Raw genomic sequence first — 26529 nt, 5'->3', positions numbered from 1 at the left:
TAGGAACAATGAAATGTTCCTAGTCCGAAGAATATTAATATTTATTCAAACGTTCGTCTCCGTTTAAAAAAGTAAAGCTTGAACAATTGTACCCCATATTTTTATATCCCTTATAATAACCACTACTCTTAGGTGAGTGATTACAGTAAGAATTGCTTTCATTAGAATCTTCCCCAGAGCTCATTGCTTCCTGGACACAGAAGACTCCTTGAACATAATTAGAGTACAGGGCTGGTTTACTTAAATATAATAGGCCGCCAGCTACTGCTTTTGTACAATCTGCTCCATTAAGAGGAAAGTTCTTACCTTGGTCGTGATCAGACTTATTACAGCTTACATGTCCTTCAGGGGTTAGCATTTTCATTCGACCTTTACCCAGCCCGAAATAGGAACCGACTTTTATACCATTGTAATATGAGTCAGGGTCATAAAACGGAGTAACTAATTGTTTACTAATATTGTTACTGTCATCGGAATTCATTTTTAAACCGGCATTAATAACGAGATTGTTAAAGTCAAAGTTTAATTCTAAGGGTATATGATTTATCCCACTCACAAGGGTATGCTCTTCTTCATAGATTAAGGAATCTGAGAGGTATATTTGTATTAAGGGCTTGTCAATATTCAAATTACTTACAAAAAACTCTCCGTTCTTTAATTCGGTTATGTTATTGTCAATTTTTAATGTGAGTAAGGAGGAGTCGAGTTCTATTTGCGGGATATTATCATTAAGTTCGAGTATTGAGTTTTCCTGATTGGCCTCAATATTATAACCAATTGAGCTATAAAGTTCTTGAACTTGTTCTAAAGATCTACCAGGAAATTTCACAACTGTTTTCAAATGACCGTGAATATTGATATTTTCTGAACTATCAACTTCATGGGCACTTACCGGAATAGCTAACGACAGTAATAAAACTAGTGGCAGAATTAACTTAACAATTTTCCTCAAAATAATCAATCCTCCTAATTAATGTTATTATAAATCAATTACAATATTAACCATATATGTAATTGTTAAAAATAACATTTATCACAGCCAGGAAGAAACTTTTAAATCGATTAACACAAACTAGAAGAAGTGAAAAATTTAAGCTGATGATTAGTGGTTATGGGGTTGGCTAAATAGCCAATTTTGTCTTAATAAAGTTAAGGGGAAGAACTGGTTCATTATAAGGAATACGTCCGGGGAGAGTGTGAAACAAGTTACTTGACCGAAGATATAAATTTCTACTCCACAGAAAAGCCCTTTGTTTATGAAATAAAATTTTTACCAAGTCTACATAAGGAGGGAATGTGCTTTGATTAGGATTATATCATCCATCATTTCTGCATTCATTCTATCTCTTGTATTCACTATGATTAACCAAACGAATGAGGATAATGTCTTATATTACAGCCTTACAAGTAAGCTCTGGATCGGATTCATGATTTTGTTTTCCATATACCTATTTATTGCTGTTCCTATATCCATATTTATCGATTTCAGAATTAAAAAGTATGGGAGATTCGCACATCTCTTGCTGTATTGTCTCGGGGGATTCATTGTAGGGGGAGTATTTTTATTGATCAATCCTACATCAAATCCTACGGCCGGCTTCCGCTTAACTTTGTTATTTGCATTGGGTGGCGGGTTGTTTTCTGTAGTATTGAATGTTTTTCGGCTGTTTGTGAGAAGGTGAGTATTGGGCATGTTAGTATTCGAAGCAAATTAGTGAGGCATATTATTGCTGTTCCTGTTATTTCTCAAAAGGAAGCCTCTCGTCTTTGAGCTCGGCATTAATTCGCTTTGCGTCTTCCATATTGTTAGCTGGTGAAGTGATCGTGATCTTTTTATCCCCATCATGATTGGATAGGGTTAGTTGCTGGTAAAGATCCTGGTCTGTAATTTCTATCGAGAAACGCAGGCTTTTATAATCAAAAAAGATCTGACCAAGATAAGATCTTGTTGATTCGTTGTAGCTGATTAATCCTGATCCAGGAGAAAAGGTTACATGTTCAAGCTTAATTACATCTCCAATGACTAGAGAGCCGACGAAACTGTGTTCTTTGGTGTTATACTCGCCATTCATGGATACCTCTACAGTTTGATTTATCTCGTCCCCATACATAAATGCTGTAATGTCGATATTTATCACTTGCTTAGGATTGGTACAACTGACGAGGACAAGAGATAGAAGAACTATAACTAAAGTTTTAAGCAAAAGACTATTCTTCATTAAAGCTCGCCTTCCTCTTTTAAAAGAGAGGGCCAAGAGTCTCCTCCTAACCCTCTCCGTATAAATTCTAGAATGGGAAATATGGTTTTACATTAACAATAGTACCAGAGCTATAATGGCGAAAGGGTATTATTTGTTGGTGTGTAACGAACAGTGCCTTTGTAATAAACTGTGTTTAATTGAGCTGATGTATCTTTTTATTTTTACATATTTACGCTCTTAGATTCTATTTCTTTAACAATAGTTTTTACTATATTCAAAGCTAACATTGTACATTTTGGACGACTGTAAATAATCTTAGAATTTAGTTTATTTATTAAAAAATCATGGCTGCAAATTTTAATTTCTTCTAATGTTCTTTGGTTAATTTCATCTATAAGTATTGATGCGCATGCTTTAGATAGAATACATCCCGATGCTTCAAATGAAAAAATCAACTTACCCTTTTCTTCTTTAAAATAAATTAACAAAGAATCATTACACCCTGGATTATTCGCCTCATATATTATTGCATTATCTAATTTTCCGTAATTTCTCGGTGAGCGTGCATGATCTAGAATGAAATCCTGAATTAATCTCTCACTCAAAATCACATTTTCACCTTCTTTACTTTTTTTGAGCAACTAATTGTAATCTTCTAAAATTGTTATTAAAACGGATATTATTAATGGTAAAATCTCCATATAGTTTCTCGAGTGAGAAACCATTACTTTCTAATATTTCAATCATTTCAGAAATTGTATACATTCTTATACTATGAGAATTTTCTCTTTCACCATTATCATCAATAACTTTCATTATTGTATTTCTCCTACCAGCTATATAGTCAAACTGGTGGGTTAAACAATATGTAGCGTCATTAATTGTAATCCAATCTCTATATCTAAAATTTTTGAGCATATTATCCCTATTTGGAACATCAATGATTAGAATACCATTATCATTTAATAACGAATTAATTCTTGAAATTAACTCCCTATTTTCTAATTCTGAAAAATATCCAAATGAAGTTTGCATCAATAAACAGCAATCATATTTATTCTGTGATACAAATTTCCTCGCATCATCAACTATATAATTCACATTACTTACACCTGAATTCTTCGCCATTTCTATTGTTTCTTGATTAATATCTACACCAGTTACAGTATATCCTTCTTCACTTAATCTATTTGCATGCCTTCCAATCCCACAAAATAAGTCTAATATAGAAAGTGATTTAGACTCTTTTAATATAGATTTAATAAACATTAACTCATTATCTGTAACTTCTATCGATGAACAAGAATAATTCACAAAGTTCCAGTAATCTTCATTAAAATAAGTATTATACCAATCTTCATTAAACGGGTTATTCTCAATTTCATTTCTAGGAATTGTACATGTTATCGGTTGATTTACCATTACCAGCACTTCCCTTATTAAAATAATTTATTGCAATAATAATAGCTAAAATAGCGGAAATTAAGATTAATAACCTTGGACTGAAATAAAGAATTAATAATGAGGCCAAACTTGTAGCAGTAATATTACTAAGTCTAGCAATGGCATCACCAGCTGTTATTGCTCTACCAATGTATTTTGAGTCGGCTATCGATTGACCCATTATTGATATTCCAGTTCTACCAATAATCAATCCAAAACCAATAAAGAAACTTCCTAAAATTATCAAATATATATTCCCGAACATCCAAAAAATGAATCCTAATGAAAATATTATACCTGCATAAACTAAAAGGTTTTCTAATCGATTAGTTAGCATCTTTTTATTTTTCTTAACTACAATACCACCACTTAATGCTCCAAAACCTTGAATAGTGTTTACTAAACCAAGTAGTACAGGGAATGTCAAAGTGTAGTTTAGAAAAGATTTATCTATACTTGCTAAATATGAATACATAACAATTACGTATATAGCTAACGAGCTCGTTAAGAATATTCGGTTAATATTTAATTTTAAAAGCGGTTTATTTTTGTATAAATAGATCCAGCCTGATCCAATTTTCCTTAAAATTGATTCTTGGGATATTTCATGGTGGGATGTTTCTTTTGGGATTTTTCGTATGAAGTATGCGGATATAACAAAAGTAAATAAATTTATAAGAAATGAAATGTTAGGTGTTAAGAATGCAATTAATATACCAGCAATAGTTGGACCTATTAAACTTATTGTTGATAAATAACTTTGTACAGTTGAAACGATTTCTAATCGATCTTCTTGTTTAAATTGGGACTGGATATACCCCTCTCTTGATGGATGAAAAATAGAATTACAACAGGCTATAAAAAAAACAATAATATAGGTTATCCAAAAATATTCCTTAGTTATAAAGAATAGTGGAATAATAAATATTGCCCGCAATAAATCACAAATTAACATTAAATCTTTTTTGGAGAACTTATCAATAAACCATCCAGAACCTAACCCCATAATAAATGTCGCCAAAGCATTTATTGACATTATCCAAGCTGCTTGAATAGGTGAACCTGATATTTGAAGAGCTGTTGTTGCTAACGCAATTGTTAAAAAGGTTTCCCCAATTGATGCAGTGACTTGAGATTTCAGTATATTTTTATACTGCATTTTATCAACTGCCACAACTATCCCACCTCAAGCAAGACATTAAGATTTTATCAAACCACATTCATCTAAAATCTTACATAAATCGCATAATCCGACATCTTCATATTCTCTATCGATAAGAGTATATTCCGGTTGATAAGAAGTTGAATAAGTCCCAGTGCAATTTCCGCACTTATTATAATTGTTCGGTATTAAATGTTTTAAAGTTGTTTTTTGTGAATTTAGCAATTGTAAACCAGCACCGGGGAGAATTGTTTCAATAGTATCTGCAATAAGATAATAAATATCTCTTGATAGGGAACCGCGCTCGAACTCTGATGGGCTTTCTTGTCGGTTATGACTTGGCATTATAGCTTCTAAATACAGTGTTAGTTCCTTTTTTGATACTGGCCATAAGGGATAAATAATATCAAAGTCTCCAAATTTTCTATTAAATGGTCCATTAAATGGAAAACCAACAAAAATACATTTAATAATTGTTGACATTAAATCTTCTTTCATTAATCCAAATGAAAGTTTTTTTATTCCTTGTTCTCTTGCTGCTTTTTCTACTGCCGAACGCATAATGATATGTGTACCTGCTATAGAATAGGATTTATTATATTCGTATTTTATGAAATCAAGAACCTCAACGGGGTCTTTTTTTAATCTAAATTGTTCTTTAACAGCCTGGTTTGTAATAAGATTATGTTCAAAATGAAACCTGTCCGCAATTTCACTTGAAAATCTTGTTTCTTTCGGTTTAGAAAATGTGCTAACATGAAACGAACTCATGGTATGCTTTGGGAATTTATCTTTATTTCTGCTTAAAAAGTACCCTAATGATAGACTATCCCTACCACCTGACATAGCAAGAGCTATCATATCGTTTTCCTGTATTAATTCATTTAGTAATATGCCGTCCACAAAAACCTGATCTAGATAATTTACAAATTCATCTTTATTAAATGAAGTTTGTGTTGCCGTATAATCGCCATCAGAATCATTATGAAGAAATAACCTTTTAGTATAGTAAGCTTCTTCCTTAACTGTAAGCTTTCCACTCATTATTTTAGTATCCCATAATCGTAACAAAGATAATAAATCTGGGAGATGGTATGCTCTGACCATTTCGACAGTATATTCTCCATTCTCCTGAATTCTTTCCTGCCAATCATCAATAATATTACCATCTTTTTTTACGATTACTGCATCAATAGGAATATGATTCTTATTCAAAAAAGATGATATTGGGTCATCTATATTACCCTCAATGATAAACTTTCTATCTAGCCTATCTTTGATCTCAATGGGTTTTTTTTTAGAAAACGTGTTAACTGTGCTCTTCATTTTATCATTCTCCTTGATTATAAAAGTAGCCTAAGTGTCCTTAGGCTACCATATAATAGATTATAAATGTCCCACATGATTTTCCGATGAATTACAATTTGTTTCTTCATGAATCATTCTCTGCTCAAACATTTTCATGATTTCAACTAATGTTAACGCTTTAGTATTCGTAGAAACTTGCAAGACTGGAGAAATTACAGACTCTGGATTAGAAAATTCACGAATTTTAAGTACAGCAGTTGTCCCCATGGATATCCCTCCTTTCTATTTGTAAAATGTATTCTTTTAAATGATATCATTTATGGAATTTATTCTCAATAAGTTTAATATATGTAATTTCCGTGAATTGTCAAATCGAAGGGTTTCAGACTTAAAAGAGGTATCATAACCTTTAGGCTTTAATACTAAGAAATATATCTAACTTCAATCTATCAAATCAGGAAGGATTTCCCTGAAGTTTGTCGAAAGTACCCCTAACTAGAGCTTTAGGCATGGAAGGGTGAGTAGCAACCATGAACGTACTAAAGTATTGGAGAAATAGCTTAGCTGATGCGGACTGGTTGGATCCGAATTTTAACAAGATGAAGCCCAGTGGGTTTTTAATTGAAAATGATGCAATTGAAAAAGGTGTCGCATCCTCGGATACCGTACAGCAGTTTATTTCCAAGTGTAAGGATAAGGATAAGAAGAAGACGATTTTTGATGTGGTAGTGTGCCCTGCCGTAACTTATGTAAAGAAAGAGCATGGTAGCGCGATTAACTATAGATTACCTGAATCTATTGCTCCATTATGGATTCCGGCCTTACTGGATGTATCCGGAACGTTAAAGCCCCACCCACGATATACGCCCTGGATTTGTAGGGACTATCTGGAACCGAGTGAAACTGAAGTTTTATCGATGGGGAATATTGATCAGGTAGATGAGTATCTTTCAACACGATCTGTAAACCGGGAAAGCTGGGCGGATTATTTAAACTTCGCTCTCGAATTATTTAAAAATGTCACCGGCTTCCCCCTTTCGGAGTGGACACACGAACAGTATCGGTTATCTGATGGAAGTTATCTTTTCATCAATGATCTTGTCACTGGAACTTCGAGAGCTATACAGGATCTTTACGGCAATATCGAGATAGACCAAGTCCAATCGCCTTTGCAGCTAACGTTTGCAAGCATAGAAAGTCAACCTCCGTTACCTGCATTGAAGGGGATAGATTCCGAGAAGCTTTCTGTTGGTCACTATGGGCAGATGAGCAATCAGTTCTACCTTTCCAACTCGCAGCGACAGGCTATGCATCATGCAACGCTGCTAAACGATGGGGATTTGATAGCGGTCAATGGTCCGCCGGGGACCGGAAAAACGACATTGTTACAAAGTGTTGTCGCCACTTCTGTTGTTCACCATGCAATTCATAAAATGGAGCCGCCAGTCATCGTCGTGACTTCTACGAATAACAATGCGGTTACTAACGTTATTGGAAGCTTTGGAAAAGTGAATGAAGTGGGGGAGAATCCCCTTTCCGGTCGATGGATTCCCGATATTACGAGCTACGGATCTTATTTGAGATCTTCCTTCAATGACGAACACGAAAATGAAGACTGGTTAACCGTAATGACTGGACAAGGCGGATTTCGAGGTTACTTTGAGCACATTGAAACGACGGATTTCCTAGCTCAAGCCTCCCAGTACTATTTGGAGAAATGTTCTCAATATTTTGCAGAGGATATCGCCACCGTCGATGATGCAATCGACTTATTGCACGGTAATCTTGTTAAAGTATCACAAGAAATTCAATATATCGTAAACACCCATGTTAAGTATCAAGAATTGGAAGTTTCTATTAAGGCCAAGTATCCCAAAAGTATTCAAAATGTGATTCAAGATCGAACGGAACATGTAAATCGAGTAATAGAGGAATTGGCTGAACTAGAGAAGTTCCGGATCGAGTGGAAGAAGTTTCTTTTGGAAGAACCCTGGTGGATCCCATTGCTGCTTAAAATTCCCGTTGTCAAAAATATAGCTATTCGCAAGAAGCAATTAAGGAACATACTCTTTTGTTCCCTTAACCAGCTACCCGATATGCCCCAAGAGGAGCAAATTGATCAGTGGTTCGCAGACAGTCACAGCAGGTTGAGAGGCAAGAGAGAGCAGGCAGAAGCGCAGTTGTCGGAAGTAAAGAAGGAATATGAGGAATATGTAACAGCGCAGAATAAATGGGAAGAAATCGCATCTACCCTTTCGATTCAAGAGGAAGAGACCTATTTGGAATATTTGGATCGAACGAGCCGTTATGAGGCGTTTAAGCTCGCCGTTCATTATTGGGAGGGTCAATGGTTGCTGGAAACCGAAAGATTGCTATCGGATCCGAGCTATAATCGGAAAAATGGAAAGAAAGGGCGAGCTCTACTGTGGAGAAGATTGGCCAAGTTAACGCCTTGTTTTGTTACAACCTTATATATGTTGCCTACTTTTTTTAGCGCATATCAAGCGAGGCTGCATCCGATGTATGAATATATTGATATGCTGATCATTGACGAAGCAGGGCAAGTTGTACCTGAAGTTGCGGGGGCTTCTTTTGCCTTGGCCAAGAAAGCGATTATTGTCGGAGATACTTTGCAAATTCAGCCCGTTTGGAGCATCCCAATTACAGTGGATATGGGCAATTTACAACGATATGGATTGCAGTCAGACCCCGACGCTTATGATGAACTAAGAATCACGGGGATCCCGGCGTCTTGCGGCTCCGTCATGGAAATTGCCAGAAGACACACTAAATATACTATTTCGGAGTCGGATGGAGGATTTTTGTTGACAGAGCACCGTAGGTGTGTACCTGAAATTATTGCCTACTGCAATGAACTGGCTTATCACGGGAAACTGGAACCTAAGCGGAAATCGATCAAAGATTATTTACTACCGCATATGGGATACGCTCATATTCCGGGTACTTCGCGGAAACGGGGTGGCAGCCTAGAGAATAAACTCGAAGCGGAAGTGATTGTCAGTTGGATTGACCGAAATAAGGATAAGCTTCTGGAATACTATTCGCAAGAAGGGCTAACTCGGATCGAAGACATTGTTGCCATTGTAACTCCTTTTTCTTCTCAAAAATGGCTACTCCTAAATAAGCTGAAACGTGTAGGAATGAAAGGAGTAAAAGCGGGTACGGTACATACATTGCAGGGAGATGAACGCCCGATCGTCCTATTTTCTCCGGTGTACGACAGTAACCACTCTTCAGGGTATTTCTTTGACCAAGGGGTTTCAATGTTAAACGTGGCCGTATCCAGAGCGAGGGACAGCTTTCTTGTGTTTGGCGATATGGGAGTGTTTTCTCCTGCTAGGCCGACACCATCTGGCTTGCTTGCCAAGTATTTATTTGCCAAAGAGGAAAATGAAATCAAGAACATTGATTTGGGAGACTACTTTAACACCCGTTACGGTGCACCCGTCGAGCATATTCATGAACTAGAGGCTCACCAACAATTTCTTCGAGATTGCATTCAATCGGCTAACCAAGAGGTTCATATCGTCTCCCCGTACCTATCGTCAGTCGCTATTGAAGCTGATCAACTTCAGCCGCTATTTGATGAAGCTGTGCAGCGTGGCATCACGGTGGCGGTATATACAAACGAAGCATTAAACTACAACAAGAATGAGCTTAAGTATACTTATGTAAAAGCCAAACAGATTTTGCAGGAACACGGGGTACAGCTACATCTGACCGACAGAGTCCATAGTAAGGCGTTATGGGTGGATACCAATGTCTTGATTGAAGGCTCCTTCAATTGGCTATCTGCCAGGAGGAACCCATCTCATCAGTGGTGTTATTATGAGACGTCATTGGTTTATCGTGGCCCGGATGTTGGAGAGATGATTGGGAAGATCAGGGAGGATTTGGAGAAGAGGAAGTTGGTTCAGGTGGTATTGGGGTAGGAGTGGATGGGGAGCTTGAACTGTCGCACAACTAATCAAGAGCCAATTGTCTGAATCGTAATGGTGGGTCTATTCCTCCCTGGATACAGTAATTAAATTAACATATTACCTTGGTATGGTAAGTGGAATTGTTGAAGGTGTGTTTAGATCGACCTCTTGCCATCAACGAACTAATGGAGGACTTATCCCCGGTATATAATGAGGCAGAATTACTCAATGCACAGTCGCAGATCAAATATCCGCAAAGTGCCCGCAAGATTGTGTTCATGTTACGGAGGTTAGAAGAGGATGGATTTACTTCATACTGGTTATCGTAATGGGACGGTAGAGTTACTACGGATCGAGACCAACCTATTTAATTTATATATTCAGGGCAAGCCGTTTCACCCCACGGTAGAGGCATTACAGCTACACCGGGATGAGGAGGGCGCGTTGGTAAATGCCTCCTTGCGTATAGATAAATACTCCTCCAATTTAGAGATTAGCTCCATATCGGTCTTCTCGCCAGAGAAGAACAGTTTGGAAGAATGGGAAGAGGGTCAAGCGTGCGCCCCTCTTTTCTTTGAGACGCAGGCTTATGAAATTGTAGTCGAGAAAAAGCAAGATGTGGCTATTCAGTTTTTTCATGAGAATAGGTACTTAAGAGAGGCGGTAAAGCCTCTTGGGAAAAATATATTATCTGGTATATTGAACTTCCAGAATGAGGTTGGATTTACGGAATTAGAGCTTCGTTTACATGGACAAGCGCTCCTGCAATTACAGTTAGAAATTTTTCCGACGAAGATGGATTATAAAAAAGACTATGAAACAATACTGAGCGACGTGAACCAACAAATTTATAATCTGTCCTTTGATTTTTTGCGGAAAACCTATCATTTGACAGGGCTAAAGGATACCACCCAGCAAAGTATGACAGAGTTTTTTGCGATCTTAAGATATATGTTTCAGCATCTGGTTCAGGCCGTGGAGCGCATCAAGAATGCGCCTCACATTAAGACGAATATAGTGAATCAGAAAGTAACCTCTGGTAAGGCAAGACATGCTGGGAAAGGTAATATAGCTTACCTCTCTAAACATCCGGAGCTGTTTGTTAAGGATAACAAGAACGGAATTATTCATATTAATGGCCAAAAAATGTACCCTACTCATGTGTTGGAATCCAAGAAGTACATGGACTTCGATACGGGGGAGAATCGCTTTGTTCGGTGGGTTTTAATACGGATTGCAAAGAAATTGCAAGCTCTTCGTATTCGGTTAAAGTCCGTAGAACGTACTTCCGATCCCCAACTATTAAGAAATGTAGATCTGATGGAATCTCAGCTGCAAAGGCTGCTACGATATGATTTTCTGGCAGTCGGTGAGATGACGCATATGTCAGTATCCCTTGTTCTACAGATGGCACCCGGGTACAGAGAGGTATACCGTTGTTATCTCATGCTGATGAAGGGCCTCTCGGTGCAAGGAGATCTCATTCGTTTGTCGTTAAAGGACTTAGCCCAGTTGTATGAGTACTGGTGTTTCCTAAAAATTCACGATTTATTAAGTCGTAAATATGAACTCATCAAACAAGACATCGTCAAGGTGAATCGTTCAGGGATTTTTGTGAAGCTCGACAAAACTCAGAAGTCGAAAATAATGTATCGGAATCCACAGAATGGCGAAGTATTTACACTTTATTATAATTCACTACCAAGGGGAGAGCAGACCCCTACGGTGGGCCAGATGCCGGATAATGTGCTGACCTTGAAGAAAAGCGATTCTTCGATTGAATATAAATATATTTTTGATGCGAAGTATCGCTTAAATCCAGCTTATGAGGGGACTCCTTACCGGAGGGCGTACACTAATCCTGGACCTGAGGAATCAGATATTAATACGATGCACAGGTATCGGGATGCCATTGTATATGGTGATGGACAACAAGAATTGGAACGTAGCATGTTTGGGGCATATGTTCTTTTCCCCTATGACAATGAAGAGCAGTTCCGCGATCATAAATTCTATAAAAGTATTGAGCTCGTCAACGTGGGAGCATTCCCATTCTTACCGAATGCCACAAGCCTGATGGAGAAGTTCCTGGACGAAATCATTATGGATAGCCCAGAGAAGGCTTATGAGAGGTCTACCCGTCCTCGTGGTACGAAGACTTATTATCAGAACAAATTTACAGGTAAAAATGTGTTAGTAGGTTCCTTAAGGCAAGACACGCAGCTGGAAGTTGCCTTGAAATATGGCTTTTACCATACCCCGTTAAAGAATATCTCGAATCATCAACTGCTCACGCAGATCGAATATGTAGCCATCTATCAGTCAATCAATAAATTTGGAAGATTCGGCGAGACGGGCATTCATTGGTATGGGAAAGTTATAGAATGGAAAGTGTTGCGTCGTAAAGAAATCACCGAGCGTCCCGTAAGACCGGGAACTGGTGAGGAGCTGTATGTTAAGTTCTCGGTAGAGAAGTGGGTTAGAAAGGCGCCTTCAATTATTCCGGGCGGTAAGGGGATAAAGACCCTCTTGTTCACGTCAAAGTACATTTTTGATCGTGCGCAGGAAATCGCAGAGCTCAGACTCGAGACGGAAGAAGAGCTGAACACATGGCGTGAGCAACGAAGACGAGGACCGATTACTGTAAAGCTTAATCACGATCAGGTAGATCTGGCTAGTGCTGTTGTGGATATACGGTTGCGGGAAAGTCGGGAGAGTTAATTAAGGAGAGGATGAATACCTCTCCTTTTTTACTTAGGATTTTAAATTAAGTTTTTGGCGTTGAAAAGTTTGTGTTGATCAGAATCGAAAGATGACGCTAAACGAGCTAAGAGCAGTATACTTTGTATGTTGTTTTGAAGGAGCAGTGCGACATGTCCTTACTTTTCATAAAAAAGAAAATTATAGGAGGGATAATGTCGATTGGTGTAGAATTAGATAGGACAGAGGAACTACATTTTTTAGCAAGGCGCTGTTTGCTAAAAAGTATTAAAGGATGTGAAGATACATGGAAAATTTAAAATTCACTATAGAAGAAAAAGAGATTGCCGAATTATTAGGAAGACAAAATTACTCTACAAAAGAATCGGCCATCTTTGAATTAGTGAAAAATTGCTATGATGCAGGTTCTACAGAATGTGACATTTATATAGATAAGAATTTTATAAAAATTATCGATAAGGGGAGTGGTATGAATAGTGAAGATATAAAAAATTCTTGGATGCATGTAGGAAAAAGTAATAAAGGTTACACATATAGTGGTTCTGATAGAGTACTTGCCGGTTCAAAAGGAGTAGGAAGGTTTGCCTTGGCAAGACTTGGTGACAAAATACAGGTATTCTCAAAAAAGAATAATGAAAAAGCTATAGTATGGGAAACAGATTGGGTAACGACTAGCTTAAGAGAAGCTGTTGTAGATTTCGAGAAAGGAACAAGTTTGGAAGTTTTTAACCTAAGAGACACATGGAAATGGAAAGATGTTGAGAAACTGATTGATTTTTTAGGTCGTTCATATAACGGTAATGAAATGAAAATATGCATAATATTTGAGGAGACCCCTTACCCAGTTAAACCAATATTTGAGGGTATACGGAATGGGGTAAATTATACTGCAAAAATTTCATTATCTTATGATAGTGCAAAAATGAAGCTTACTGTAGATATAGAATCTGATGAATTTAAACCAGAAGTGAAAGATATAATTGGATCGATTTCACTTACCAATTTTAAATACGAGTTCAATATGGCAGATGAACTAAATTTAAATACAGAGGAGTTTGAACATTATCAAATATATCTTAAAGAATTGGGGGATTTTACCGCTAAATTATATTATGGAATGGAAAAGGTCCCTGAAGAAATAAGAGAGAGATTCAAATATAAATATAATAGTTTAATCACAAAAGATACAAGAGTTATATTATATAGAAATGCTTTTAGCATCTCTTCTTTAGATGGTACAAAAGATTGGCTGGATATAGCCTCACGAGCAAGAAAATCACCAGCTGCAGCAACTCATCCAACAGGAAGTTGGAGAGTAAGGCTAAATCAAGTTTGCGGATTTGTTCAAATTGATAAAAATACTAACGCAAATTTAAAAGATTTAGCTAATAGGCAGGGACTTGAAGAAGATGATTACTATCAATTGTTTAAAGATATTATACATTTTGGAATTAGTAGATTTGAAAAATACCGTCAATCAATAATCAGAAAAATAAATGAATCTATTCTTCATATCGAATCTGAAAAGGAAGAAAAAAAGAGCCTACAAGGTTTTTTAAAAAAACCCTCTGCAGTTACTGAAATGACAGAAGAAGAAATATCTTCATTAGTACAAGAAATTATAGATATTCAACGTGAAGCAAAGGAACAAACTAAAGCTAGAGAAGATAGTGAGCAACAGCATAAATATGATGTCAGAATTCTTAATGTTTTAGCAACTCAAGGTTTGAGAGCTAGTGCCATTGCTCATGAGCTACATAATAAAAGAAATTCATTAGAGAGCGGCTATAGGGATATAGTAAATGCATTAAAGGAGTATGGGCTCTGGGAAGTATTAACTTCAGAAGAACATACAAGAGTTACATATAAAAATGTTCCAAAAATTCTAAATGGGTTGGAAGAAATAAATAGGAAACTAATAGCTTTTATTGACGTAATTTTGAATAAAATTGAAAAAGAGAAATTTAGCTCAAAAATTGAATCTTTAGAAGGTACTTTAAATAGAATTGTTGATACATGGCAAAAAGAATATAATTGGTTGGGTTTTGAGATTATTATAAAAAATCAAATGCCTCAAAAATACAAGATATCAAAAGATGTTTTGGAAGTTGTTTTTGACAACTTAATTTTAAACAGTATTCAGCACAATGAAATGAAAGACTTATTAATAATAAAAGTTGAAGTTGAAAAAGTAGGCAATATGCTCGAGTTTAAATATTATGATAATGGTAAAGGGTTAGATGAAAAATATGTATCTGATCCCGAGAGGATATTAGAAGTTCATGAAACCTCTAGATCAGATGGACATGGTTTAGGAATGTGGATTGTGAGTAATACATTGCGTATGTACAGTGGTAAAGTAATAGATATAAATAGTGAAAAGGGATTTAACATATATTTTTCAATTAAAGGGTGAGCTTATGAAACAACATATAAATATTGTTTATATTGATGATTGGATTGATCCTATATTAAACAGATACTTGGATGAGTTTTGTAATGATTTAAATGCTCGTAGTACATACGATTATGTCTTTAAATTTGAGGAATATACATTTAGAAAAGAAGATAATTATAAAACTCTGTTAAGTAACAATCTGATAAATAGCGCTAATATTATTGTGATTGATTCTTGGTTGTTCGAGAACAAAAACTCCAATTTGAGTAAATTTACTGGAGAACAATTTAAAATAATTTTGAAGAAGGTATTACCTTTTATAAAGACAATTGTCATAAGTCAAAATGAATTAGACTCTGTTTCTTTGACAATAAAGAAATTCAAATCGAGTAGCAGTGAAACTTATAAGCAGTACTATGATGAAAATCTAGAGCCGGTTCTACATAAACATATTTTATCGATAATAGAGGAATTTGAAGTGTTGGAACAATTAACATTAGATGAGGAAGTAGATCCAATATTGGTAGAGTCAATTCAATCAACGATAGAAGGAATTATGGAAACAACTCTATTTGAAAAAGAAGATTTAGATGAATTGATAAAACTTTTTAAAGAGGTAAAGAGTAATTATGGCGACTAATTTATTGACAGTTCAGGATTACAGAAATACTTCATTTAATCACATCGACTTTTTACTTGGAGAAAAAAAAATAAAATTTATGGAGGATTTTAAATTAGAGCATCCGCAAGTAAAGAATATATACGATACAATAAAAAAAAGAGATAATAAGTTTAATGCTCACTTTAGATCCATATATTATAATAAGTGTGCCTACTGTGGTGTTAATACTCAAGTAATTGATTCTTCAAGATTTGAGGTTGATCATGTAGTACCAGTATCTGTTTTAAAGTTAAGCTTAGGTTATTCAGAAAAATTTATCAATAGTATAGATAATTTGGTAAGTAGTTGTCAGATGTGCAATAGAGGGAAATCAAATTTTCTCTGTGAGGAAGAAAGTCTGTATTTACTTCATCCAGATAATAATAATCTCCCTCAGATTTTTTGGCGTAATGATGATTATTCAATAAAAATAAACGAAAAGTATAATGATAATTCGATAATTATACAATTCTATGATAAATTGAAATTTCATAATCAATTAAGGCGAATAGACTATCTCTTAATGGAAATGAAAGATTTTTGTGATAAATATGAAGGGGAACATTTAGTTGATGAGATTCAAAAACTCATTATTAAAATTGAAAGCAAACGAAGAAGAAACTACTAACTTATTGGTGAGGACTATGAATACTAAATGTCAAATATTCACGCCTGAGAAATATGTGAATAAAATGTTAAATATTATTGAATATAAAGGAAAAAACATTTTAGGTAATTACATATTAGAAAATTCCTGTGGTGAAGGAAATATTTTATCGATAATTACTGAAAGGTATATAGAGGCTGCAATAGAAGAAGAATATACCTTAGATCAAATAAAATCAGATTTAGAAACCTATATCGTCGCTTATGAAATTGATGAAAAGGTTAGAGGTAACTGTATAAATAAATTGAATGAGGTAGTAAAGAGATATGGAATTAGTTCAGTTAATTGGAATATTACCAGTGCTAATTATCTCAAGAAAAATGTTGAACAGAAATTTGATTTTATTGTAGGAAATCCTCCGTATGTTACTTATCAAGATATAGATATTGAAGAGAGAGAATACCTAAGAGCTACTTTTCTATCTTGTCATAAAGGAAAATTTGATTATTGTTATGCTTTTATTGAAAAAAGTCTAAAAGAATTAAGTGATGGCGGTAAAATGGTATATATTATTCCAAATAGTATTTTTAAAAATGTATTCGGAAAGGGTTTAAGAGAAATTATCAAGGAATTCCTAGCTCTTATTTGTGATTATAAAGAAAGTGTAGTCTTCGATAATGTTCTAACATATCCTGCAATTATATATTTAAATAAAATAAACAAAAATAACCATATAGAATATTGTGATATAGATAATAAAGAAAACATATTAATTAATAAAGATTCCCTAGGAGATAAGTGGTTATTTAACAATAATCCAGTAAACTTAAGTGTTTCAAGTAAATTTGGTGATTATTTTAAAGTATCCAATAGTGTTGCAACATTACTTAATTCAGCATATATAATAAAAAAAAGTGATTTTATAGATGAAAATGAAAATTATATTAAAGTAAAAAATTTTTATATTGAAAAAAGTATACTTCGTATTGCAGCTAGTCCGAGAAGCTATTCAATAAAAAGAGAAGAGTACATAATTTTTCCTTATATCTACTCAAACGGAGAATTAATCAGGTTTGAACAGGATGAATTCCAAAAAAAATTCCCTGGAACTACCGAGTACTTATTAAGTTTTAATAGCAAGCTAAAAGAGAGAAAGGTTGATAAGTCGGCGAAGTGGTTTGAATATGGTAGAAGCCAGGCTTTATCATATTTAAATCAAGAAAAGTTAATGTTGTCCTCCGTTGTTACTAATGAGATTCGATGTTACCATCTTGGAAAAGATACGATTCCTTATTCAGGATTTTATATCGTCCCTATAGGAGAGAAAGGCCTAAGTGAAGCTGAAGCAATTTTAAAATCCAAAGAATTTTTTAATTATTTATCTTCTCGAGGTATTAATGCTAATGGAAAATCTATTCGGTTCTCTGTTAAAGACATTTTAAATTATCCATTGGCTTAGATAAATTAAATATTCAACAACCCTAAATTAATATTTAGGGTTGTTGTTTTACTCTTAATCTGATCGAATATCAAATTACCTATTTAGCATCCATTGAATCACATGTATGAGATAAATTAAGCCCTTAGCATTAAAATGTAGAAGAGAACCACCAAGGCAAGTATTAAATTATTTATAAGAACTCACATAAGGATTTAGACATTGAGATTAGAAAGTCGCTTGATATTTCATGGCACTGGGAAACTTTCTGAAAAGCGCCCCCTTTTTTCCAATATTACGCATCCCCGTACCACATTTCGTCCCTCCTTCTGCTATCCTAAAAGAAAAAGGAGGCCTCCCCCATGCAATCCCTACTCGAATCCCTATACTACGGTCATCTCATTCCCGAAGAACAATTGGTTCCCAAAGATCCCATGTATCGCAAGAAGGGCAGGGAACTATCCGAGAAAATAGAAGCCTGGAAGAAGAAGCTGACCAGCGATGAGTTTGTTGAACTGGAGACGCTGTTGGACTTGCAGCAGCAAATCCAGAGTATGGAGATAACGGCGGCGTTCACGTACGGCTTCAAACTGGGAGCGGTTATGATTATTGAAATCCACTTCGATCATCGGGTGGGTAATATCGCCAACCAGGATGATGAATAAACAGCAGCCATCCCAGTGCAATCCAGCGAAAGTTGCCACTAAAGAATACTCCTCACCCTTAAGTCCCCCCCAAATTCCTTCCATGTTCTCTAACTCCCTTCTACGTCTACATTTATAATATAGTCACACAGCAGCATGGTTGACTTAAGCCACTTTTACTATTAACAAGGGGTTGCAGTGACGGGTCTCATATCGATCGCGTCGCAGCTAAGATCGCTGCCCGGCTTCTTTGCTGCCTACATCCACAGCTATCCCCAGCAACAATCCAAAGAAATGGTTGTAAATCTCAATTTCTTCTTATATTTTCTTTACTAACAACACCCTGCTGTATGTAAGAAGCATCGGTTATTTGTTCTCCGAAAACTGGAGACGTATACAGTGTGGAAGATATGGGGAGGCCGGGGTTGGCTTTTTACTATAAGATCTGGTCTCATAACGATCTTACCGAGACGCTGAACACGCTGGATTCTCCCATGGTTCGGCCCGAAGAGGGGCTGATTTCCCGACTATGACCGGGTACGGATACTGATCTTCATGCAGACGGGTTCGGCTTTCAACACCCATTCGCCCGGCGTGGTGATGTTCATAGTCCGGGAGGATACGATCCTCCGCATGATGCGGTCGGTCTCGGCAGCGTATAAGGAGGGACTTCTTTATTTTTAATGCGCAGGGACAGCCACTCGTTGCCTCCAACGAGGCACTGCGTCAGAGCTCAGAGGATTTACCACAGCTGGTAAGCCGTATAGAAAAATTAAGTTATTCATCAGAAAGATCATCAATTGCTTGAACAGCCAGTTCCAGTGATTTCATTCTTCTTTCTAAAAGCGTTTTTTGCGGGCTACCTGCCTTTGACTTGGCATAACTGTTCTCAATGGATGGGAATAAACTAGTAAGCACATGACGAGCTTCGGCTATATCTTCCTGGGTGTAATGATGGGGTTTTTGATTCCATACGTATTCTAGTAGGGCTAAGCCAATGTAAAGAGCTTGAAGTCGTCTCGTGATTAAGGTAGTATTTGCACCTTTCTGTGTCATCTGAGCCAAGGCATTTTCGCATTTGCTGATGGTTGATTGGAAGGATTTAATGGATTCCATTTGAACTTCATTGGATACGTTCTCCATGTTAGTGCTGTCCTCTCTTCGTTTCTAAAGTATTAGGCCTGAACCCTGATAAAATCGTTAAGAACCTCATTGGGGGCTTTTGGGATAGTTATGAAGTGGAAAATAGAAAAAGGGGGTGAGCCAGCATGGGCAAAACTAGGGTGAACTTGCTGACAAAGCTGCTGATTTCCTATTTGCTGGTGCTGTTATTTCCTGTCACGATTATTCTATTCTATTATTATCCGTATTCGGCGCAGGTAGTCAAGGTGAAGGAGATGGATTGGAACGCCCACATTACGGAGCAGTTCCTGACGTCGATGGATACGTTCACGCGGTATGTGTACAATCTGCCGTTCGAGCTGGTGCAGAATCGGGAGTTCCGGCTGTATCAGGCCGAGGAGAGCGATTACCAGCGCGTGCTGATTGCGAATGAGATGAAAAAATACAACGCGACCGATGCTTTTATCTACAACACCCTGCTGTATGTAAGAAGCACCGGTTATTTGTTCTCCAAAACTGGAAGCGCATACAGCGTGGAGGATATGGGGAATCCGGGGGTTGGTTTTTATTATGAGAGCTGGCCTCATCACGATCTGACTGAGACGCTGAACACGCTGGATTCCCTCATGGTTCGGCCTGTAGAGGGGGTACTGGTCCCCGGTCATAACCGGGTACGGATGCTGACCTTCCTGCAGCCGCTTCCGGTGGGCGGTACGAGTTCGCCTGGTGTGGTGATGATCATGGTCCGGGAGGATACGATCCTCCGCATGATGCGGTCGGTCTCGGAAGCGTATAAGGGGGACTTCTTTATTTTTGATGCGCAGGGACAACCGCTCGTTGCCTCCAACGAGGCGTTGATTCAGCGCTCGGGGGATTTACCGCAGCTGGTAAGCAGTATAGGAAAAGATAGCGGCTCATTCCGGGATACGTCCACTGGTACGTCCACTGGTACGGTCTTTGGCGCGTCCTCCAGCTCATCTTCCGGCTCGTCCCTTGGCTCGACCCAGGGTTCGACCTCCGGCATTCACCGGATCGACGGCGTGTCCTATCTCGTATCTTATGCGGTTTCGGATAAGAACGGCTGGAAGTACGTCAGCCTGCTCCCGGTGTCGGAATCGCTCCAGGGGCTGCGCACGATTCAACTGAACACGATTCTGCTTGTCAGCTGCATTTTGCTGCTTGAAGTGATTGTCATCTACGTCTCGATCCGCAAAAATTACCACCCGATCAAGCGTCTGGTTGAGTTCGCTGCAGGTTTGTTCGAGCCTGAGGAGCGCGGGCCGATGAACGAGATCGAGGCGATCCGCTATACGTTAAGTGGTCTATCTGCGGTCAACAGCCGGCTGGATGAAGAGGTGAAGGAGACGCTGCCGATCATGCGGGACAATATGCTGTTGGAGCTGGTCAACGGGCATTTCCTGACCGGGGAGCATATGCAGCGGGAAGCGGCGAAGGTAGGAGTGAGTTTGGACGGAGCGCGCGTGACGGTGGCGGTCATCTCCTGTGATTCCGAGACGGAAGAGACGAATCTTGTGCTGCTTTATTGCAAAAATCGAGAGAGCCAGCTGCCTGAAGGGGTTCGGGGTTATTTTTTCAAAAGCAATTACCATCATGAGATCGTATTCGTCTGCTCCCATGGAGAGGACTTCTCCGTTCAAGCGTATCTGGCCCGGTTGCAGGAGGAGCTCCAGGTGCGATCGGGCTGGAAGACGATCATCGGCATCGGCGAGCCAGGGGAGGTTGTAAGGACAGCGGGATATAGCCAAACAGAAGGAGCACGAAGGACTGAGGGACAGGATCAACCTGAACGAACTTGTACGTACATCCTCGATCCCAACTCGGCGCATGTCTCCTACTTGCAGGCGCTGCGTACGGTCGAGCAGCTGCGGCTACGCCATACGAGCCCGATTCTGAGCTTTGCTGAGATCGAGACGTCGCCGTCCGGCACGGTTTCTTATTTCGCGGAGCTGTTGCAGTCGCTGGAGCTGGCGATTTTGAAGAACGAGGCCACCCTGGTGGAATCGCTGATTGAGCGGATCGTCTGCTATCTGAGCAGCGAAGGGCTGCCACCGCATATGCTGCGGAGCGTGTATTTGAACACGGCTAGCGTGATTTTTAACGGGCTGCAGCGGTTCCGTCATGATGACCAGAGTCTGCTGCGCCTAACGGATGCGGCTTTCCAGCCCCGTTATACGCTGGAGCAGATGACCGGAATCCTCCGCGAGAGCGGCGCCAAGCTGTGCGAGATGATTCGCGAGACGCTGCCGAAGGGACGCACGGCTTCCCGCGAGGAAATTCTCGCCGTGATCGAAGACAAGGGGATGGACCCGAATTGCTCGCTGCAGTTGATGGCCGATCATTTTGGCATGTCGGTCTCGAATTTCAGCCATCATTTCAAGAAGGAGATGGGCCAGAACTTCAAGGAATATATCGATCGTCTCAGAATCCAGAGGTCGGTTCAATTGCTGCGGGAGAGCGAGGAGACGCTGGAGAGCATCGCCGCCCAGGTCGGATTCACGAACACCTCCAGCTTCATCCGCTCCTTCAAAAAAATCGTCGGTACCACGCCCGGCCAATACCGCACTACCCACAGAAGCTGAGGTCCGTTCCATCCGAAGCTGTCATGGCAAGCTGCGGTATAGCCGACAACCATCCAAGCATGCCCCGAGTCCGCATCGTCCGCACAAGGGAACAGTGCGAATACGACGCAGCTCTCCACCAACTGCCGCTGTATGGCCGTTAATGAATCCGTCTGCAAACACCATCGCAAGGGGCATTTTTTGAACATCCACAATATTTGAAGACGCCCCCGGAACGGCCGGGAACAACCGTCTAGCCACACATTACATTAAGCGCTTTCAAAAAATGAAGACCCGCACAAAAACTGCCCGTTTACGCGGCTTGGCATCTCCCGTTACTGTCTAAGGTGCCTGCGATTCAGTCCAGGCAAAGCTGTGGCAGCGGTCTGTATCGATCGGGCCCATATCAAATGTGTGGAGGTATGGATATGCGGAAAAAGGTAAGCGTTCTCACATCACTCGTCTTGATCACAGCCATGCTGCTGGCGGGGTGCGGTTCAGGGGGAGATAGCAAATCCGCGGGGACAACGCCCGGGAATGCGTCCGGGGAGAAGGTGAAGCTGACGGCGATTATGACGAAGCATCCGCTCACCAAGCCGCTGGCGGAAATGGAGTGGCTGCAGGCAGTCGAGGATGCCGCCGGAGTCGAAATTGAGTGGCAGGAGATTACCACCGACTATGGGCAAAAGAAAGGCACGATGCTGGCCAGCGGCGACATCCCGGATCTGTTCATCGGACCAAATGTCATTACGGATGCGGATTTTGCCCAATTCCAGGGGTTGTTCCAGGATTTGTCCGGTATGCTCGACCAGACACCGAACGTACAGAAGATGTTCAGCGAGAAGCCGGAGACGAAGCTCATCGCCACACAGCCGGATGGCAAAATCTACGGCCTCCCCAAATACCAGCGGTTCTGGCCATCAACCGGCACCAGGCAGTTCATCAACCAGAAATGGCTGGATGAGCTAGGGCTGCAAAAGCCGACGACCTGGGATGAGCTGTATGACGTCCTCGTCGCTTTTAAAGAGAAAGACGCCAACGGCAATGGCGATGCGAAGGACGAGATTCCGATGGATTGGCCGGGCGGGATCGGCGGGTACTTCAATCCGGCTGTGCTTCTGGGCAGTATGGGCATCACGCTGTCGGAGGGCAGCAGTCAGGGCTATTTTGTCGAGGATGGACAGATCAAAAATTTCCTCATCGACGAACGCTACAAGACCATGGTGGCTTTCCTCAATAAGCTGTACAAGGCGGGACTGATCAATCCTGAAGTTTTTACACACGACTATACGAAATATCAATCGATCGCCCGCGGGGAAGGGGACACGGCCAAGGTTGGCTTCACCTGGGGCTGGGTGGCGTCCGACCGGTTCGGGGAGCAGCTGGCCCCGCAGTATGTCACTCTGCCTCCGCTGAAGGTTACTGCGGATTACACGGGGAAGCTGTCGTGGAGCTATGATTACTACTCCTTGAACTACGGCACGAATCACGTCGTAATGTCCGCCAAGACGAAGCATAAGGAAGCGGCGATGCGTTTTATCAATGAGCTGTACGATCGGAAGGTCGGCATGCAGGCGCTGTTCGGTTCGATCGGCCCGAATATTCAGGATCATGGAGACGGGACTTACAGCGTGCTGCCTCCGGCTAATCCGGAGATGGACCCCGGCACCTGGAAATGGACGTCCACGATGGCGGATCATGGGGCTTTTTATATCCCGGACGATCTGCAGTTGACGCTTGGTAAAGACATGCAGGAAGTGCTCGGCCAATCCGAGCCTTTGGATGAAGCATTGAAGGTGGATCTGGATAAGGATGTTTTTCCCGGCCTGTTTATTAAATACTCGACGATGGACAACAACACGATGAGCCTGAACAACACGAACATTATGAACCTGGCCGAGTCCAGCTTCGCCAAGTGGGTGACCAAGGGCGGCATCGAGGCAGAATGGGACGCGTACGTGAAGGAGGCCCAGAAGGCCGGCATCACCCAGAATCTAGAGATCATGCAAAAATACTACGAGGAATATAAGAGCAAAAAATAAGGGGGGAGCATATGCGGACTCGCAAAGGGCTAGTTCAAGACGTCACGCGCGACTATCAACTCTGGATCATGATCCTCCCGGCGATCATCGTCATTCTGATCTTCAATTACATTCCGATGTATGGGATTCAGCTCGCTTTTCGCGATTATGACTTCAGCAAAGGACTGACCGGGGGCGAATGGCGGGGACTGGCGTATTTTCAGCAATTCATTGACAGCTATCTGTTCACCGACCTGATGCGGAATACCTTTCTAATCAGCCTGGCGAGCATTGTGCTCGGTTTTCCGGCTCCCATTATTTTAGCGTTGATTCTGAACCAGATTCGGCGCAAAAAAATGAAGCAGCTCATGCAGACGACCGTCTATCTGCCGCACTTCATCTCGATCATCGTGCTGGTGGGCATGCTGAATGTGTTGCTGTCGGCGGAGACCGGGGTCGTCGGTCATTTGATGAAAGCGGTCGGGCTGGGGCATATCAACCTGCTCGCCTCAACCGGCACCTTCATTCCGGTATACGTGCTCTCGGATATTTGGCAGCACTGCGGCTGGAACAGCATCATCTATCTGGCTGCCCTGTCCACGGTTGATCCCCAGCTCTATGACGCAGCCCGCATCGACGGGGCCAGCCGCTGGCAGACGATCCGCTTTGTTGATATCCCGGCGCTCGTGCCGACGATCATTATTTTGTTCATTCTCAGCATGGGCAACATTCTCAGTACCGGCTTCGAGAAAATATTCCTGATGCAGAACTCGCTCAATCTGCCCGTGTCCGAGGTGATTGCCACCTATGTGTACAAAATCGGGATCGTCTCGAGCCAATTCAGCCTGGCCTCGGCCATCGGCCTGTTCAATACGGTGATCAACTTCATCTTCCTGTTCGCCATGAACACGATCTCGAAGCGGGTATCCGAGACGAGTTTATTCTAAAAAGTCTATGAGGAAAGGAGGAACGGGGATGGATCGTACGCATAAGCGTAATAGTGGAGCCGACAAGGAACATACTCGAATGGGCCGCCATGGCGCCTTGAGCAGCGACGGAGCCGGATTAAGAATCCATGGAGCCTTGAGCGGGGGCGGAATCTCACTCAGCCAAGGAACTCCAGGCAGCAATGGGCAGCCACGACTCGGTAGTACCATGCCAAGCAACCAGGGGGCCGGGTTAAGCACCCATACCACCAGGTCAAACACCCATGGGGCACCACCGCCTACCAACGGGAGCCGAGCACGCCTCAACGGCAAAGAGCTAGCCTTCAAAATCACGCTTGGGCTGCTGTGCACGTTTATTTTTCTAATCATCGTTTATCCGCTGTATTTCATCGTGATCGCTTCCTTTAGCGATTCCACACTCGTAGCAACAGGCAAGGTGTGGCTGTTTCCGAAAAACATCAGCTTTTTCGGTTATCAGGAGATTTTCAAGGATATGCGGATCTGGACGGGCTACCGGAACACGGTGTTCTACACCCTGTTTGGCACCTTGGTCAATATGTTGTTCACGCTGCCGGCTGCGTATGTGCTGTCCCGGCGGGAGTTCCGGGCGAGGATGGTCATTATGTTTATTTTCGTGGTGACGATGTTCTTCAACGGCGGCCTCATTCCGACTTACCTGTTGATGAAAGATTTGCATCTGACGAATACAATTTGGGTGTTCATTATCCCGTTCTGCGTCAACATCTTCTATTTAATTATCGCCCGGACGTTCTTCGAGAGCTCGTTGCCGCAGGAATTGTACGAGGCGGCGGTCATGGACGGCTGCTCGCATTTCACCTTTTTCTTCAAAGTGGCGCTGCCGCTCTCCAAGGCGATGATTTCGGTAATTGGCCTTTACTATTTGGTCGGGCATTGGAACGACTTCTTTACCGCACTGATTTATATTCGCAATAACAACCTGCAGCCGCTGCAAATTATTTTGCGGGACATCCTGCTGTCCAATCAGGTGTTTGCCGGCGGGGCGGGCACTGGCGGAGATGCGGGAGGTTATGCGCAAAGATATGCCGACCAGATCAAATACGGCGTCATTATCGTATCCACGCTGCCGATTCTGATGATTTATCCGTTTATTCAGAAATATTTTGAGAAGGGCGTCATGATCGGTTCGATCAAGGGGTGACGTTGTGGGGCAGGACCAGGGAACCTCTCGTAGGACTCGGCAGAACCCGGATGAGCCCGGGAAAGGGTCGTCCAAAATACAGCTACATGAAAAATACCGTCCAATACGGCAGCATATGCTGCCATTGGGCGGTATTTTTGTGTTAAAACAGGGGAA

General features: G+C 40.6%; 20 protein-coding genes. 11 read left to right on the top strand and 9 right to left on the bottom strand.

All coding sequences use genetic code 11. The features are described 5' to 3' along the window. Positions 1-34: 34 nt before the first annotated feature. From ACYUJT_RS09975 to ACYUJT_RS09945, 7 genes are all read right to left on the bottom strand, one after another. Positions 35-952, bottom strand: a complete 918-nt coding sequence (locus tag ACYUJT_RS09975; RefSeq protein WP_460321213.1) for a hypothetical protein — start codon at positions 950-952, stop codon at positions 35-37. A 787-nt stretch (positions 953-1739) separates the two neighbouring features. Next, a complete protein-coding gene (locus ACYUJT_RS09970; protein WP_460321210.1) occupies positions 1740-2219 on the bottom strand; it encodes a hypothetical protein in 480 nt (159 codons plus the stop codon). Positions 2220-2422: 203 nt separating this feature from the next. After that, the gene (locus ACYUJT_RS09965; RefSeq protein WP_460321207.1) at positions 2423-2806 is read right to left on the bottom strand and encodes an iron-sulfur cluster assembly scaffold protein; all 384 of its coding nucleotides are present in this window, start codon (positions 2804-2806) and stop codon (positions 2423-2425) included. Between the two features lie 19 nt (positions 2807-2825). Then, positions 2826-3623, bottom strand: a complete 798-nt coding sequence (locus tag ACYUJT_RS09960) for a class I SAM-dependent methyltransferase (RefSeq protein WP_460321204.1) — start codon at positions 3621-3623, stop codon at positions 2826-2828. After that, a complete protein-coding gene (locus tag ACYUJT_RS09955) occupies positions 3589-4818 on the bottom strand; it encodes an MFS transporter (RefSeq protein ID WP_460321202.1) in 1230 nt (409 codons plus the stop codon). The genes ACYUJT_RS09960 and ACYUJT_RS09955 overlap by 35 nt, the downstream gene beginning before the upstream one ends. Positions 4819-4842: 24 nt before the next feature. Then, on the bottom strand, positions 4843-6132 hold the full coding sequence (locus ACYUJT_RS09950) for an adenine nucleotide alpha hydrolase family protein (protein WP_460321199.1): 1290 nt from the start codon (positions 6130-6132) through the stop codon (positions 4843-4845). Between the two features lie 60 nt (positions 6133-6192). Further along, positions 6193-6381 (bottom strand): hypothetical protein, encoded by a 189-nt coding sequence (locus ACYUJT_RS09945; protein WP_460321196.1) that lies wholly within the window; start codon positions 6379-6381, stop codon positions 6193-6195. A 263-nt stretch (positions 6382-6644) separates the two neighbouring features. On the opposite strand from ACYUJT_RS09945, the gene ACYUJT_RS09940 reads away from it, so the two are divergent. The 7 genes from ACYUJT_RS09940 (at position 6645) to ACYUJT_RS09910 (ending at position 18545) form a co-directional block, all read left to right on the top strand. After that, positions 6645-10067, top strand: a complete 3423-nt coding sequence (locus ACYUJT_RS09940) for an AAA domain-containing protein (protein WP_460321193.1) — start codon at positions 6645-6647, stop codon at positions 10065-10067. Between the two features lie 288 nt (positions 10068-10355). Beyond that, on the top strand, positions 10356-12776 hold the full coding sequence (locus ACYUJT_RS09935; RefSeq protein WP_460321190.1) for a DUF2357 domain-containing protein: 2421 nt from the start codon (positions 10356-10358) through the stop codon (positions 12774-12776). A gap of 286 nt (positions 12777-13062) precedes the next feature. Then, positions 13063-15192, top strand: a complete 2130-nt coding sequence (locus ACYUJT_RS09930; protein WP_460321187.1) for a sensor histidine kinase — start codon at positions 13063-13065, stop codon at positions 15190-15192. Positions 15193-15196: 4 nt separating this feature from the next. Further along, entirely contained in the window at positions 15197-15814 is a 618-nt protein-coding gene (locus ACYUJT_RS09925; RefSeq protein ID WP_460321184.1) for a hypothetical protein, read from the top strand. After that, a complete protein-coding gene (locus ACYUJT_RS09920) occupies positions 15804-16463 on the top strand; it encodes an HNH endonuclease (protein ID WP_460321181.1) in 660 nt (219 codons plus the stop codon). The genes ACYUJT_RS09925 and ACYUJT_RS09920 overlap by 11 nt, the downstream gene beginning before the upstream one ends. Then, entirely contained in the window at positions 16435-17901 is a 1467-nt protein-coding gene (locus ACYUJT_RS09915) for an Eco57I restriction-modification methylase domain-containing protein (protein WP_460321178.1), read from the top strand. The genes ACYUJT_RS09920 and ACYUJT_RS09915 overlap by 29 nt, the downstream gene beginning before the upstream one ends. Positions 17902-18242: 341 nt before the next feature. After that, on the top strand, positions 18243-18545 hold the full coding sequence (locus ACYUJT_RS09910) for a DUF6809 family protein (RefSeq protein ID WP_460321176.1): 303 nt from the start codon (positions 18243-18245) through the stop codon (positions 18543-18545). Between the two features lie 756 nt (positions 18546-19301). Here ACYUJT_RS09910 and ACYUJT_RS09905 read toward each other — a convergent pair. Further along, a complete protein-coding gene (locus ACYUJT_RS09905; RefSeq protein WP_460321174.1) occupies positions 19302-19667 on the bottom strand; it encodes a hypothetical protein in 366 nt (121 codons plus the stop codon). Between the two features lie 125 nt (positions 19668-19792). On the opposite strand from ACYUJT_RS09905, the gene ACYUJT_RS09900 reads away from it, so the two are divergent. Further along, on the top strand, positions 19793-22246 hold the full coding sequence (locus tag ACYUJT_RS09900; RefSeq protein WP_460321172.1) for an AraC family transcriptional regulator: 2454 nt from the start codon (positions 19793-19795) through the stop codon (positions 22244-22246). 21 nt (positions 22247-22267) lie between these two features. On the opposite strand, the gene ACYUJT_RS09895 is transcribed toward ACYUJT_RS09900, so the two are convergent. Continuing rightward, positions 22268-22486: a hypothetical protein gene (locus ACYUJT_RS09895; protein ID WP_460321170.1), complete on the bottom strand. Its 219-nt coding sequence runs from the start codon at positions 22484-22486 to the stop codon at positions 22268-22270. A 167-nt stretch (positions 22487-22653) separates the two neighbouring features. Here ACYUJT_RS09895 and ACYUJT_RS09890 point away from each other — a divergent pair, with 167 nt between their 5' ends. The 3 genes from ACYUJT_RS09890 (at position 22654) to ACYUJT_RS09880 (ending at position 26373) form a co-directional block, all read left to right on the top strand. Continuing rightward, positions 22654-24267, top strand: a complete 1614-nt coding sequence (locus ACYUJT_RS09890) for an ABC transporter substrate-binding protein (RefSeq protein WP_460321167.1) — start codon at positions 22654-22656, stop codon at positions 24265-24267. Between the two features lie 11 nt (positions 24268-24278). Then, positions 24279-25193: an ABC transporter permease gene (locus ACYUJT_RS09885; RefSeq protein WP_460321165.1), complete on the top strand. Its 915-nt coding sequence runs from the start codon at positions 24279-24281 to the stop codon at positions 25191-25193. Between the two features lie 79 nt (positions 25194-25272). Continuing rightward, the gene (locus tag ACYUJT_RS09880; protein ID WP_460321610.1) at positions 25273-26373 is read left to right on the top strand and encodes a carbohydrate ABC transporter permease; all 1101 of its coding nucleotides are present in this window, start codon (positions 25273-25275) and stop codon (positions 26371-26373) included. The last annotated feature ends 156 nt before the right edge of the window (positions 26374-26529 follow it).

The organism is Paenibacillus sp. YSY-4.3 (assembly GCF_054767475.1).
This window is presented reverse-complemented; position numbering and strand designations above follow the sequence as displayed.